16 protein-coding genes are annotated in these 13,863 nt (G+C 53.4%); 12 read left to right on the forward strand and 4 right to left on the reverse strand.

All coding sequences use genetic code 11. The features are described from left to right. Positions 1-24: 24 nt before the first annotated feature. A complete protein-coding gene (dapA, locus tag ACQ66Q_RS06110; protein ID WP_430455975.1) occupies positions 25-906 on the reverse strand; it encodes a 4-hydroxy-tetrahydrodipicolinate synthase in 882 nt (293 codons plus the stop codon). 142 nt (positions 907-1,048) lie between these two features. Between dapA and ACQ66Q_RS06115 the strand changes: the two genes are divergently transcribed. The 6 genes from ACQ66Q_RS06115 (at position 1,049) to ACQ66Q_RS06140 (ending at position 6,753) form a co-directional block, all read left to right on the forward strand. Further along, the gene (locus tag ACQ66Q_RS06115; protein ID WP_430455976.1) at positions 1,049-1,576 is read left to right on the forward strand and encodes a glycine cleavage system protein R; all 528 of its coding nucleotides are present in this window, start codon (positions 1,049-1,051) and stop codon (positions 1,574-1,576) included. A 37-nt stretch (positions 1,577-1,613) separates the two neighbouring features. Then, positions 1,614-2,075, forward strand: a complete 462-nt coding sequence (gene bcp / locus ACQ66Q_RS06120; protein WP_430455977.1) for a thioredoxin-dependent thiol peroxidase — start codon at positions 1,614-1,616, stop codon at positions 2,073-2,075. A 61-nt stretch (positions 2,076-2,136) separates the two neighbouring features. Next, complete coding sequence (gene gstA / locus ACQ66Q_RS06125; RefSeq protein WP_430455978.1) at positions 2,137-2,745, forward strand: glutathione transferase GstA; 609 nt, start codon at positions 2,137-2,139, stop codon at positions 2,743-2,745. Between the two features lie 10 nt (positions 2,746-2,755). Then, entirely contained in the window at positions 2,756-3,859 is a 1,104-nt protein-coding gene (locus ACQ66Q_RS06130) for a PQQ-dependent sugar dehydrogenase (protein ID WP_430455979.1), read from the forward strand. Between the two features lie 5 nt (positions 3,860-3,864). Beyond that, positions 3,865-5,844, forward strand: coding sequence for a TonB-dependent receptor family protein (locus ACQ66Q_RS06135; RefSeq protein ID WP_430455980.1), 1,980 nt, complete (start codon positions 3,865-3,867; stop codon positions 5,842-5,844). Positions 5,845-5,916: 72 nt separating this feature from the next. Continuing rightward, entirely contained in the window at positions 5,917-6,753 is an 837-nt protein-coding gene (locus ACQ66Q_RS06140; protein ID WP_430455981.1) for a substrate-binding periplasmic protein, read from the forward strand. On the opposite strand, the gene ACQ66Q_RS06145 is transcribed toward ACQ66Q_RS06140, so the two are convergent. Beyond that, positions 6,692-7,741: an AI-2E family transporter gene (locus ACQ66Q_RS06145; RefSeq protein WP_430455982.1), complete on the reverse strand. Its 1,050-nt coding sequence runs from the start codon at positions 7,739-7,741 to the stop codon at positions 6,692-6,694. The genes ACQ66Q_RS06140 and ACQ66Q_RS06145 overlap by 62 nt on opposite strands. A 288-nt stretch (positions 7,742-8,029) precedes the next feature. Here ACQ66Q_RS06145 and ACQ66Q_RS06150 point away from each other — a divergent pair, with 288 nt between their 5' ends. Genes ACQ66Q_RS06150 through ACQ66Q_RS06170 form a run of 5 tightly spaced genes read left to right on the forward strand, consistent with a single transcriptional unit; the run spans position 8,030 to position 11,505 of the window. Further along, positions 8,030-8,701, forward strand: coding sequence for a hypothetical protein (locus ACQ66Q_RS06150; protein ID WP_430455983.1), 672 nt, complete (start codon positions 8,030-8,032; stop codon positions 8,699-8,701). Next, positions 8,702-10,144 carry a M48 family metalloprotease gene (locus ACQ66Q_RS06155; RefSeq protein ID WP_430455984.1) on the forward strand — a complete coding sequence of 481 codons (1,443 nt, stop codon included), beginning with the start codon at positions 8,702-8,704 and terminating at the stop codon, positions 10,142-10,144. It begins immediately after the preceding gene. A 7-nt stretch (positions 10,145-10,151) separates the two neighbouring features. Continuing rightward, positions 10,152-10,496 (forward strand): arsenate reductase (glutaredoxin), encoded by a 345-nt coding sequence (gene arsC, locus ACQ66Q_RS06160; protein WP_430455985.1) that lies wholly within the window; start codon positions 10,152-10,154, stop codon positions 10,494-10,496. Beyond that, positions 10,496-11,080: an NAD(P)H-dependent oxidoreductase gene (locus tag ACQ66Q_RS06165; RefSeq protein ID WP_430455986.1), complete on the forward strand. Its 585-nt coding sequence runs from the start codon at positions 10,496-10,498 to the stop codon at positions 11,078-11,080. The genes arsC and ACQ66Q_RS06165 overlap by 1 nt, the downstream gene beginning before the upstream one ends. Beyond that, a complete protein-coding gene (locus tag ACQ66Q_RS06170; protein WP_430455987.1) occupies positions 11,077-11,505 on the forward strand; it encodes a DUF2069 domain-containing protein in 429 nt (142 codons plus the stop codon). Before ACQ66Q_RS06165 ends, ACQ66Q_RS06170 begins: the two co-directional genes overlap by 4 nt. Before the next feature lie 60 nt (positions 11,506-11,565). Here the strand turns inward: ACQ66Q_RS06170 and ACQ66Q_RS06175 are convergent, their stop codons facing one another. After that, the gene (locus ACQ66Q_RS06175) at positions 11,566-12,303 is read right to left on the reverse strand and encodes a substrate-binding periplasmic protein (protein WP_430455988.1); all 738 of its coding nucleotides are present in this window, start codon (positions 12,301-12,303) and stop codon (positions 11,566-11,568) included. 204 nt (positions 12,304-12,507) lie between these two features. Between ACQ66Q_RS06175 and ACQ66Q_RS06180 the strand changes: the two genes are divergently transcribed. Then, the gene (locus ACQ66Q_RS06180) at positions 12,508-13,095 is read left to right on the forward strand and encodes an LON peptidase substrate-binding domain-containing protein (RefSeq protein ID WP_430455989.1); all 588 of its coding nucleotides are present in this window, start codon (positions 12,508-12,510) and stop codon (positions 13,093-13,095) included. A 24-nt stretch (positions 13,096-13,119) separates the two neighbouring features. On the opposite strand, the gene queE is transcribed toward ACQ66Q_RS06180, so the two are convergent. After that, positions 13,120-13,785: a 7-carboxy-7-deazaguanine synthase QueE gene (gene queE / locus ACQ66Q_RS06185; protein WP_430455990.1), complete on the reverse strand. Its 666-nt coding sequence runs from the start codon at positions 13,783-13,785 to the stop codon at positions 13,120-13,122. Positions 13,786-13,863: the final 78 nt, after the last annotated feature.

Below are 13,863 nucleotides of genomic sequence, written 5' to 3' on the forward strand. Positions count from 1 at the left end.
GTAAGGATAAAGTCAAAAATTCAGTTACAGATTCAGGTTGGCTGCATGCAGCGCTTGTTCGATTGCGCTCTGATGAATTGGTTCCAGCTGAGTCAGTGGTAAACGGGCAAAATCAGAAGAAATCAGCCCTAACCGCAATAACGCCCATTTCGACGGAATTGGGTTGCTTTCAATAAACAGGTCGCGATGTAACGGCTGTAAGGTCTGGTCCAGCTCACGGGCTGCTGCCATGTGACCGGCACGCGCTGCCTTAATCATCTGTGCCATGGCTTTGGGTGCGACATTGGTGGTGACCGAAATCACGCCATGACCACCCTGCAACAGAAAATCACAGGCACTGGCGTCATCACCGCTGAGCAACGCAAAATCAGCACCGACCAGCGCTTGCAGCTCTTTTAACCGGGTCAGGCTGCCGGTTGCTTCTTTAATACCAGTGATCTTTGGCACTTTCGCCAGTTCAGCCACTGTGGCCGGCTGTAAATCGACGCCGGTACGACCCGGCACGTTATACAGCAATACCGGTTTTTCTGTGGCGCCGGCGACCGCTTTAAAGTGCGCCAGCATACCTTGTTGTGTCGGTTTGTTGTAATAAGGCGTCACGGTCAGAAAACCATCAATCGGCAGCGCCGACAACACTTTGGTTTTTTCAACCGCTTCAGCAGTACTATTAGAACCGTTCCCGGCGATGACTTGGATCCGGCCTTGTACATGCACCAACACATACTGCAAAACATCAATTTGTTCAGCAAAAGGAATAGTCGCGGCTTCGCCGGTCGTCCCCATAATAATCAGGCCGTCGGTGCCATTCTCCAGCTGATAATCCAGCAATCGCTTCAGGCTCGGATAATCCACCTGACCATCTTTGAGCATTGGTGTAATAAGGGCGACGTGACTACCACTGAACATTTTAACTGCAGCTCCATAAAAATCAGGCTGCTCATATTAATGACGGCAGTGCCTGAACACAAGCGCACGTTCCTTCCCTGATGAAATTTCAAAGGATTATGTTACACTCCGGGCCTTGTTGAATTTGGATTTATGCGCGCACATGCCCCAACAACTGGTCGTCACCGCCATTGGCACAGACCGTACAGGTATCGTCAGTCAGCTGGCCCGTCTGGTCAGTGATTGCAACTGCAACATCGTTGACAGCCGGATGGCGATTTTTGGTAACGAGTTCACGTTTATCATGTTGTTATCAGGTGACGCCGCCGCAATCAGCAAAATCGAATATCTGCTGCCAAGTTCCGCATTTGAGCTTGATCTGCTGACGATGTCCAAACGTACGTCATCCTGCACTTTGCCCACGCTATCAGCACCTTATATTGTCGAATATACCGGCGTGGACCGGGTCGGCACGCTGGGTGCGATCTCCAGCCTGCTGGCAGAACATCAGGTATACATCGGAGCCCTACGCTCGGAAACGCTGCAGCCGGACCCGCAGCAACCGGCGCAAACGCATACCGTGATGACTGTGCAATTACCGCACGGCCTCGACGGCGACAAAATCAAACGTCTGCTGCAGGCCAAATTTAATCAAATGCAGTTGCAGGGCAGCTTCGAATTACAAAGCTAAGTCCTGCCGCCGCGATCGTTGCCGCACTGGAGAGAACATGCAAACTTTAACCGCTGGTCAGCAAGCCCCCGACTTTACCCTGCAAAATCAACATGGCGATTCTATTGAGCTCAAAGCGCTGCTCGCCAGTCATCGGGTGCTGTTGTATTTTTATCCAAAAGCGATGACACCGGGTTGTACCGTGCAGGCCTGCAGTCTGCGGGATGTTCAAGCTGAGCTCGCCGCTAAAAACGTGGTTGCTGTCGGCGTCAGCACCGATCCGGTGAAAAGCCTGGCCAAATTTACCGAACGTGACGCGTTAAATTTCACACTGTTATCCGATCCGGAGCACCAGCTTGCCGACGCTTTTGGCGTTTGGGGTGAGAAAAAATTTATGGGTAAAGTCTACGATGGGATCCACCGCATCAGCTTTTTGATTGAGCAGGACGGCCGCATCAGTCAGGTGTTTGACGCGTTCAAAACCAGCAACCATCATGATGTCGTTCTCAAAGCATTATAAGGTCGCTGTCAGCGGCCGTTTTTATCCGGCGGCTGTTGCCGCCTGCAGCGGAGCATAGATTATGAAGCTTTATTTTGCCCCGGCCGCCTGTTCGCTGGCCTCGCATATCGCGTTGGAAGAGGCGGGTTTAAAACATGAAATTATCCGCGTGGATCTGCGCAGTAAGACCTTGCCGGATGGCAGTGATTATCACCTGATTTGCCCACAAGGGTATGTACCAGCGCTGCAACTGAAAAATGGTGAGCTGCTCAGTGAAGGCCCGGCGTTGTTGCAATACATTGCCGATCAGGCACCGGCGGCCAATCTGGCTCCGGCCAACGGCAGTTTTAGCCGCTATCGCTTGCAGTCGTTGCTGAATTTTATTGCAACCGAACTGCACAAAAACTTCACACCGCTGTTTGACCCGACAGCAGCCGACGTCACTAAAGACGCTGCCCGCACACGTTTAAGCACCCGGCTTACACAAGCCGAACGGCTGCTTAACGCACAAAACTTTCTGCTCGGCGATTATTTCACTGTGGCTGATGCCTATTTGTTTACGGTACTGGGCTGGGCGCGGATGGTCAATGTCGATTTAACGCCCCACCCCTTGCTGCAACAATTTCAGCAGCGTGTGCAAAGCCGCCCGGCTGTACAACGTGCGATGCAGGCGGAAGGATTAAAGGTTTAAGGAGTATTTCATGCGTAAAACTGTTCTGGCTTTAACCTTGTGCAGCGCTGCCGTGATGGCGGATCCGGCGTTTATCGCAACCCAGCATGGCAATCTGAAAATCGACACCGTCGCCACAGATCTGGCACATCCATGGGGTATCAGCATATTGCCGGATGGCAAACTGCTGGTCACTGAGCGCGACGGACGGCTGCGGTATATTGATAAAGCTGGCAAGGTCAGTGCCCCAATCAGCGGGTTGCCTGATATTGTCGTTGCCGGACAAGGCGGTTTACTCGACGTGCTCCTCGATAAAGATTTCGCCAGTAACCAACTGATTTACCTGAGCTACGCCGAACCGGGCGCCGACAACACCAACAGCACCGCAGTGGCCAAGGCCCGCCTGGATGGTCAGGCATTAAAAGATTTCAAAGTTATTTTCAGCCAGACACCAAAATTTGACAGTAAATATCACTTTGGCGGCCGTCTGGTGCAACAAGCCGATGGCAACCTGTTTGTCACCACCGGTGATCGCGGCAGTCAGCGCGAAGCCGTGCAGAACTTAACGACCTTGGTAGGCAAAGTTGCGCATATCACACCGGACGGCAACGCTGCGCCCGGCAATCCATTTGCCAAGGATAAAACCGCGCAGCCGCTGATTTGGTCTTATGGCCATCGCAATATTCAGGGTGCCACGCTGGATAACACCGGCCGGCTCTGGACCCATGAACATGGCCCGCAGGGCGGCGATGAAATCAATATCACTGCTGCTGGCAAAAACTATGGCTGGCCACTGATCACTTACGGTGAAGAATATGGCGGTGGTGTTATCGGCGTGACGAAAAAACCAGGTCTGGAACAACCGCTGCATTATTGGGTACCGTCAATCGCACCCAGCGGCATGTTGTTTTATCAGGGCGCGATGTTCAGTAAATGGCAACATAACCTGTTGGTCGGCTCGCTGAAATTCGGTCAGCTGGTGCGCATGGAAATCAAAGATGACAAAGTGGTGCACGAAGAGCGTATTCGGATCGGTGCCCGCATCCGTGATGTAGAAGTAGCGCCGGATGGTGCTATTTATCTGCTGACTGACGAAGACAAAGGCGCGGTACTGCGCCTAACACCGGCCGGCTAAGCTCAGTGCTGCTGTGGTTACCGCTGAGCGGCGCTGTATTGGCAGGTCCTGTTGCAGATCCGCTCGAACATCTGACTATCAGCGCCACAGCGCTGCCCGTGAGCTGGCTGGCGACTCCGGCGGCTGTTAGTTTCCGCCAGTTTGACGAGGATATACCCGCCCAGGATGCACTGAAATTGCTGCAAGGCATGGCGGGTGTGCAGGCCGACCTGCGTAGCAATCTGGCCCAGGACAGCAGGCTGAGTATTCGCGGTTTTGGCAGTCGCAGCAGCTTTGGCGTACGCGGCGTGCGGATGTTATTGGACGGCATCCCGCTGACCACACCTGACGGTCAGACGCAGCCCGGAGCATTGTTTGCCGCCGACCTCGCCAGTGTCGAAGTGTTGAAAGGCCCTTTCGCTGCCTTGTACGGTAATGCCGCCGGTGGTGTCATTGCCTGGCAAAGTAAACCGGCTGAGCCCGGCCTGCTGGCGTTATCACAGCAACAAAGTGCAGATCACCGCCAGCAAAGTCTGCGCGCTGATGGCGCGTTCGGTACTGTGATGCTGCAGCAACTGGATCATCAGGGCACCCGTCCACACAACCGCGCCAGTCGGCAACAAGCGTTGTGGAAACAACAGGTTCAGCTCACAGACTCTTTGCGGCTCAATGCCCGGGTCGACTTTAGCAGCGACCCGCGTCTGGATGATCCGGGCGCACTGACGCTGAGTGAGTGGCAGCAAAACCCAAATCAGACCTCCGCCCTCGCCTCGCGTTTCGACAGCCATAAAACCACCTTGCAACGCCAGGCCGGTATCAGTCTGCAAAGCAGCCACTGGCAGCTCAGCAGTTATCTGACTTCACGCCAAATAACGCAGTTCCTGACCCAAACCGGTGAAGCCATCACCAGCTCCGGCGGTGTCGTTGATTTGTCACGCGACATGTTCGGCCTGCAATGGCAACAACAAGACCGCTGGCAGAGCCTGTCGTGGCAGTGGTCGCTCAGCCATGAGCAAAGCCGCGATAACCGGCTTGGTTATGTCAATCAGTTTGGCCAGCAAGGCGCGCTGCGCCGGGATGATGTCAGCACCAGCCGCAGTCAGGATGCTGCGCTGCGCCTGAGCTATGATGCCAGCGACGCGCTGACGTTGCATGGTGGCGCCCGCTTAGCCTGGTTGCGTTTTGAAAGCACGGATCGCTTTATCGTGCCCGGCAACCCCGATGACAGCGGTGCAAAACAGGATCAGGGCCGTGCTCATGCTCTGGGATTTCGTTATGCGCTAAATGAACACTGGTCCTGGCACGCGGCCACTGGTCGCGGCTTTGAGAGCCCGACGCTGACAGAAATGGCTTATCAACGTGGCCAAAGCGGCCTCAATCTGGCGCTGCAAAGCGCCCGGAATCGGCAGTGGGACAGTGGCTTAAAATGGCAACAATACTTAACTGCCGGACTGAGTCAGGCGCAACTAGACCTGTTTTATCTGACCAGCGAGCGCGAACTGGTCGTCGACAGCAGCAGTGGCGGCCGGACTGTGTTTAAGAATGCCGCCGGCACCCGCCGTCAGGGCGTTGAGTTCAGCCTGCAACAACAATTCGGTCAGGCCTGGCAACTGGCTTATAGCCTGACCTGGCTCGATGCCGCATATACGGATGCCGCCGCGGGTCAGCAGTTACCCGGCGTCGCGGCGCAACAGCAACAGTGGCAACTGAGTTTTGAACCTGGCAGCGGCTGGTTTGCTGCGCTGCGCTATCGCCGGCTCAGCCGTGTGGCGACTGACGATTTGAATCAGCAGTTTGCGCCGGCCTATGGCCTGCTTGATATCGACTCCGGCTGGCAGGGCCAGTATGGTGTGCTGGATTGGCGTCTGCATTTGAGTGCAGAAAACCTGACTGATCAGCAGTATATCGGCGCCGTTGTCGTCAATCAGGCATCGGGGCGCAGCCTGGAACCGGGGGGGCCGCGCCAACTGAGCGCTGGATTGCAGGTCAGATTTCAGGTATTCTGACGACTTTCAGATCTAGGAATTCTCCGCAAGGAACACGACACTGTCAGCGGCCCCTATTGAAGTCAGGTGTGTATGCCAACTGTGTTGATTAAATTGCTGTCTGTTGCATTATTTCTGCTCGCTTGGCCCCTGCTGGCAGCGCCACCGCTTCGCGCAGATATGCCGGTGTTAAAACTGGCGATGTATCACAGCCCTCCTTATTATTTCACTGAAGATGTCGCTGAACCACATGGCCTGTCACTGGACCTGTTACGACCTGCTGCACGCCAGCTTGGTCTGCGCATCGAAGTGGTGGTTTGTCCGTTTCCCCGCTGTCTGAAAATGGCTGAAACCGGCGAGGTCGATATCGTTGCCGGCTTGCTGCAATCGCCGCAGCGTGAGAAATTCCTGCATTTTATCCAACCTGCCATGATGAACTTTGTCTCGTCGTTTGTGTTTTACAGCCGGCACAACCAGCGCCGGGAGATCCACAAAGTGGGCGATCTGCAAGGCAGCACCGTCACCGTGATGCGCGATGCGGTGTATTTTACTGAATTTGATCAGGCGACAAATTTCGAAAAAATCGCCGTGAACACCGAAGCAATTTCACTGGACATGGTCCACAAAGGCCGGGCAGATTATGCCATCACGGTAGAGCAAACCGCTGAAGGCTCATTTTCCGCTGCGGGTCTGGCAATCACGGACCTGAAACGCCAGCCCTACCATGTCAATCAGAATATACGCGGCTATCTGGCATTCTCCCGTCAGTCGCCAAATTTCCAGCTGGCACCGAAATTAGAACAATTGCTGGAACAGCAATACCGCGCCGGTATGTTTCATTTGTTATGGCAAAAATATCACTTACCAGCTATCCGGGCGCAGGTCCAAAGGTATGAAAAAGAACCTTCAGCAGCGACGCCAGCGGAATAGCAAACACCACGCCCCAAAAACCAAACAGCCCGCCAAACACCAGCACCGCCAGCATGATGTAAAACGGATTCATGTCGACGACACGGCCGAACAACATCGGCACCAGCAGATAGGCATCCAGCACCTGTAACAGGAAGTAAATCAGCAGCAACCAGCCGGTGGTGCTGCTCAGGCCCCATAAACCGATACTAACCAGCACCACTGGCACTGTCACCACAGCGATCCCCAGATACGGAATAAACACCGACAGCCCGACCAGGATGGCCAGCAGCAATGCGTAAGGTAATGCAAAAGCACTGAATAACAGGAAACAAGCCAGCGCCAGCAGCACCAGCTCCAGTAACTTGCCCTGCATGTAGCCAAGCAGCTGATGATCAAGTTCCTGCCAGGCCGGACGCAGTAAGTGACCGGTTCCCGGTAACCAGCGCCGAATACCGTGCACCAGACTGTCTTTATCTTTGAGCAGAAAAAACACCATCATCGGTAACAACACCAGATAAACCAGTGCATAGAACACGCCGGCAACGCCATCCAAAGATGACGCCAGCAGCGAATTGAGAAAAATCAGACTTTGGCTTTCCAGTCGCTGCAACACCAGTGTCAGCTGACGCTCACTGAACCAGTTGTTTTGCGCTGACCACAGTTGCTCCAGATACAGCCGTCCGGTTGCGGCTAAATCCGGCAAAGCGCTGAGAAATGCCTGCCCCTGCAACCAGACTAGTGGCAACAGGGTCGCCAGCAGCCACCAAAGCAAGGCACAGACCGCCAACATGACAACACAAACGGCATGTGCCCGCCGGAGTCCTGCAGCTTGCAGCCATTGCACCGGTCGTTCCAGCAGGTAAGCTACGACCAACGCCAGTAATGCGGGCAGCAACACGTCACCTGCGGCATATAAGCCTGCGGCAATCAACAGCAGACTAAACAGTAATAAACGCTCTGGCGTCAGACTGCGGGCATACCAGGTTTGTTGTACCGGTTCTGTCATGATGCACTCCACGGGATCATCGTCTGAAGTCTGCTGTATATCGCCGGCGATAGTTGCAGGTCGCTGAGCCTGTCCCTGCTGACCACTGAACGGCACTACCATCGCGTCACATTGTACAATTGCCGGCCAAACGACGGTAAAAGTCAGCTTGAAGGGACAACAGCCAAAGAAGTTGTGATACATTTTAACTCTATGACAAAACAACGGCTTTTGCTGGTCCGGACCACCCCGGCGCCGGAATAAAGCCTGACGCTACCGGTATCAACACCGGGCCAGGAGGAATAACCCATGTCTCAGAATGGCAACAGACATAAGTTACCGGCAAATCCGTCGTTAAAAGACATCAACTGGTACAAAAAACAAATAAACTGGGGCGAGCTGCCGCCGTTTTATCATATGGTGTCGCAATCACTGGGCGAATCCGAAGGGATGCTGACCCACGGTTTTGATACCGCAGTGAAAAAAATCATCGATAAACGCAACTGGAATCTCGCGCTACTCGGCGGGTACGTCGACGACAATAACGAGATCCAATGTGACACTAAGCCGCGTATTGCGTTGTACCAGGTTTTTTCTGAACGTGGTTTTGAACTTCACGCCATCCCCTATGCCAAAGACCAGGAGATTGACCAGTATGTCAAAGGCAACCGGCTGATGGAGTTCAATCTGTGGGACCCGCTTTCGATGCGATTGTTATTGCGGGTCAACCAATTACATAAATTCATCGGATATTACTTTGAGCACGGCGACGATGCAGATTTTGCCTTAATTCTGCATGCACACAAAACCGTACACAAAGTCATTCAGTTCATGCAGCAATACACCAACGTTACAAAAGTCGAAGGGATGACCATCAAGGCATTCTTTGAGGCGCAGGAAAAACGCCTGGGCCAGGCTGATGCGGACGCATTGCAGCTGCAGGGATTGAGATCCGGGATCCAAGGTGAGCAGAAGAAGTAGATGACGTATCTCCTGAAAATTGCGTTTTGTTCGGTGCTGGCGCTGCCACTAAGTGCAGCGGCAGTGAATTCCACCACCCTGCCCGATTTGGGCGTGAATGCCTTCTCCAGCTTATCGCCCGATAAAGAAAAGCTGATTGGCGATATGATGCTGAAACAAACCAGGGCCCAGCTGCCAATGGTCAGCGATCCGTTATTGGATGAATATCTGCATACGCTGGGTCAGGGGTTAGTGGCCAAAGCCGAAGGCGTGCGGTTTCCATTCACTTTTTCCTGGGTCAACAGCCCCGAGATTAATGCTTTTGCCATGCTTGGCGGCAATATAGTGTCAAATACCGGCACACTGGCAGTTGCAGACAGTGAAAGTGAATTCGCCTCGGTCATGTCGCACGAAATTGTCCACGTCACGCAGCGCCATATTGCGCGGGCGGTGGAGGCTAAATCACAAAATGCGCCACTGACGATGGCGTCGTTATTAGGTTCAATTTTACTGACTATCGCCAATCCGGAAGCCGGCATGGCCGGCTTAATGGCGACTCAAGGCATCGCGGCACAAACAGCGATCAACTTTACCCGCAGCAATGAACAGGAAGCAGATCGCATTGGCATTCAGCTATTGGCCAAAGGCGGTTATGACCCCTACGCGATGCCAGAGTTTTTTAACAAACTCAGTGAAAAAACCCGTTTTAGTAATACCCAGCTGGCGTTTTTGTACACTCACCCACTGTCACAGGCGCGGATCAGCGACTCCCGGGTGCGCGCAGAGCAGTTTGAGCGCCGTTTTGTGCCGGACAGCAGCGATTTTGCGCTGGCCAAAGCCCGGATCTGGGCGCGTTATCAGTTAAAAGGCAAAGAAGCGCTGGCCTATTTCCAGAAAAAAGTTGCCACGCCCGGCGGTAATACCAAAGCCAACCAATATGGCTTGGCGCTGACGCTATTCGACAGCGGTGACGTCAAAGCGGCTGAGCAGATCCTGCTGAAGCTGCGTGCGCATGACGACAAAAATCTGTTTTACATTGATGCCATGACGGACGTGTATATACAGACCAAACAAACAGATAAAGCGCTGCAGATGTTGGAACGGGAATATCTGCTGCGGCCAAACAATCAGGTCATCACGTTAAACTACGCGAATGCAGCGATGGCGGCCAAATCCGAACGGCTGGCACTGCACCTGCTGAAAAACCTGCTGTATTTTAAGCCTGATACCTATCTGGCATATGAAATGCTGATTGATGCCTATAAGTCACTGAACGATATGGCAAAGTACTTTGAAGCGCGTGCAGACCTGTATTACCAGCTGGCGATTTACCCCAAAGCCATTGATGATATTAACGAATCACTGAACCGGCTGGCTGAAACCGACAAACTGGAAAGCCGTCGTTTAGAAGCCAAGAAAAAACAATGGCAGGCTGAATTCGCCCGCCTGAAGCAACTGAACTGAGTATTGCATGCTGAAGATTTACCATAACAACCGCTGTTCAAAAAGCCGCGAAGCGCTGGCCTTGTTGACTGCACGCGGTTTGCCGTTTGAAGTTGTTTATTATCTCGATACGCCACCGGATCGCAGCCAGCTGACGCAGTTATTGCAAAAGCTGGGTTATCAGCCCCGCCAGCTACTGCGGGACAAAGAAGTCGAATATCTGGCGCTCGGGCTGGATAATCCAGCGCTGACAGACGACGCGCTGATCGATGCGATGTTGCAGACACCAAAGCTGATTGAACGCCCCATTATCGAATGGGCCGATAAAGCCGTAGTGGCGCGGCCTCTGCAAAAATTGCAGGACCTGCTCTGATGCCGGCTCAGGTGCTGATCCTGTATCACTCCCGCCACGGTTCAGTGCAATTGCTGGCAGAAAAAATTGCCATCGGTGTGCAAAGTGCCGGTGCGGAAGCGTTGCTGCGCACGGTCGCGGCCATCACACCAAACGCAGCCCCATCGCCGGCACACCCGGTGGTCAGCAAAGCTGAACTGATGCAAGCCCATGCGATCGCCATTGGCAGCCCGGTGCGTTTTGGTCAGATGAGTGTGGAAATGAAACACTTCTGGGAGCAAACCACAGATCTGTGGCTGCAAGGCGCACTCATCGATAAACCAGCCGGCGTCTTTACCGCGTCGTCGTCGATGCATGGCGGGCAAGAAGCCAATCTGCTGGGGATGATGCTGCCATTGTTACACCACGGTATGGTCCTGCTCGGGCAACCCTATGATGCGCCCGCGCTGCATCAGACGCAGAGTGGCGGCACGCCGTATGGCCCAACTCATGTCAGTACTCATGCCAGCAGTCAACAGCAGGGCCCGCAACTGAGCCAGCATGAATCCATTTTATGTCTTGAATTTGGCAAACGCCTGGCGCGTTTTGCCGGGAAACTACAATGAAAGTGTTATTTGAACAACAATCCCCACTCGCCCCATCCACCCGCCGGCTGTTACGGATTGGCCAGGCCGGTTATCTGGCGTTATTTATTCTAATCCCGTTGTGGGTGTTATGGTTGGCGCCGCCGGAAATGGGCAGCGCCAGGGTATTACTGGCTTTGTTGTGGGGGCCATTATGGTTGCCACTCAAAGGGATCTGGCAAGGCAAAGCCTATACCTTTGCCTGGGCTAATTTTATCGTGATGATTTATTTTGTGCATGGTCTGACCCATCTCTGGGTCAGTCAGGGCATGGCGTTTTATCTGGCGCTGGCCGAAGTGTTCTTTGCCTGTCTGATGTTCTACGGCTGTACCTATTACGCCAGGGACCGCGGCAAGGAACTTGGGCTGAAGATCCCCAAATTAAAAGATGACCCGGTTGGCCAATAACTGGGTTCCCCCCGTCGGCTGACCATTCAGCCGGTGCTAGGGCGTGTTAATGATTGGGGGTTAAGTCACCGGCACGCCTTTGTATTTTTGCACTAATTTCTCAATGGTCCCGAGCGACTTTAGCCGGCTGAATGCCTGCAAAATTGCCTGACGACGCGAAGATTGCTGACTCACCGCACAAAATACGCCTGGCGGTACACTCCACAGCGGTTCAGCCACAAAATCAACATCAAACTGGTGCTGTCCGACCAGATAAAAAAAGCTCAAATCGACCGTCATCACTGCATCTAAGCGCTGCTGCGCCAGCCGTTGCAGATTACTTTGCAACGAATGGGCGTCATCGCGGACAATTAGCCGTTCAACAAAGGCCTGCTGCAATTCAGGATAAACAAAACCGAAAGTAGTCCCTACGCGTTTGTAATACAAATCTGCCAGCTGGCGGATTGGCGCACTGTCCGAGCGACGAATAATCAGCTGCCGGCTGAAAAACAGCGTGTCGGTCCAGTCAAAACGTTTGGGTTCGCTCACCCAATCCGGATTTAAAAAACAACCCACTTCCGCCTGACCACTACTCAGCCATGGTTCCAGCCGGGCACGCGGAATATCCAGGTAGATAACCTGACTGCGTAACTCCAACGCCACCAAATCGAGGATATCCTTCGCCAGCCCACCGGACAATTGGCCGTTGCCGGCAAACATAGCAAAAGGCACAGCATTGGTATCACTGACCGCAGCTTTTAACGGCGGCGACAACACGTTCAGTGATTTAATTCCCTCCGCCTGCGCGCCCCCCGCCACACAGAGGCCACAGAAAACGACCCCATGAAACAGCGCCGACCACCTGGCCGAACACTTAGAAAAATCAGGCATGACGGACACAACCTATTCAGACGCTGGTTGTTTTACCATAACAAAAAATCAGTAAAGTTTCAGCAGGCACTGACAAATCCAGCGAGGGTCCCGCGTCGTATCCACCAGTATGAACAACCAGAGACGGTCCCCATGTCAGAAGCTATTGCATTATTTCCGCTGAGTCAGATTGTATTGCCACAAGGAAGGATGCAGTTGCGGGTGTTTGAACCCCGTTACCAACGGCTGGTGCGCGAAGCACAGCAGCGTCCGTTTGCCAGTGCGCTGTTAAACCCTTATGTCCATCAACAACACCCGGCGCGGATTTTTCCGGTGGTGACACTGGTGCAAATCGTTGATTTTTGCCAGCTGGATGATGGTTTATTGGGCATTACCATTGAAGGTACTCAACGGCTGCGGATCAGCAAACGCTGGCAAGAAGCCGACCAGCTGCATGTCGCAGAGACGGAAGCGTTGGCAGACTGGCCATCCCAACCACTGACGGCAGCTCAGCAACCGCTGGTAGCTGCACTGCAGCAAATTTACCAGCAAAACCCTGAACTGGCAGCCTTGTATCCAGCGCCACAATGGCAAGATGGTTGCTGGCAAGCGCAACGTTGGCTTGAAGTTCTGACGATGCCGGCGCAACTAAAATCCCAGTTGCTGGAAGCAGATAGCGCAGATCCGGCTCTAGACACGCTGTGTCAATGGCTGTCAGAAGAACAAAGCGCTGCTAGCTGAAGCAGCTAGCAGAACATCCTGCGCTCAGTTGATGCCAAGATATTTATGCACTTGCACACTGAGGCGCCAGTTATGCTGTTTACACATGTCAATTGCCAGCGCAGTCGCTTTGGCTTTTTGACTGATAGGTTGCAGATAAATCAGTTTGCCACTGCAATCGACCAGAGCCAGCAGTGCCTGTAATTCTTCAATATGTTTTTCCATCGCTACCGGATGTTTGATTTCATTGGCGCGCTGCAGGCAACTGGTCAGGACCGGATAACCACCTTTCATATTCACTTTCGGAGAGACCGTGACCCAGGTTGCAGCCGGGGCCAGAATTTCAAAAGTACCGCTGGTTTCAATTTGGGTACTGTAGCCGTGCGCATGTAACAGCTCACACAACGGATTTAAGTCATAAATACAAGGCTCACCGCCGGTGATCACAACATGGCGGGCACGATAGCCACGGCCATTAAACAACGCCAGCAAATCGTCAGCACTGGCATTGGCCCAATGATCGGACTCCGCTTTTTTACTGCTGGTATCGCTCAGCGCAATTAACAGAGCCGGTTCAATGTCCCAGGTATGTTTAGTGTCACACCAGGCGCAACCGACAGGACAGCCCTGTAGGCGGACAAAAATCGCCGGCGTGCCGGTATAGCTGCCTTCACCCTGGATAGTTTCGAAGATCTCGTTGACTTTATACACGGCGAATTGATTTCCTTTAGCATCGGGCCGAATTGCAGTACAATGCGCGCCCCAAAAATTGTTGGCCATTATAACGGG

This window comes from Rheinheimera sp. (assembly GCF_965283995.1).
Classification (GTDB): Bacteria; Pseudomonadota; Gammaproteobacteria; order Enterobacterales; family Alteromonadaceae; genus Pararheinheimera.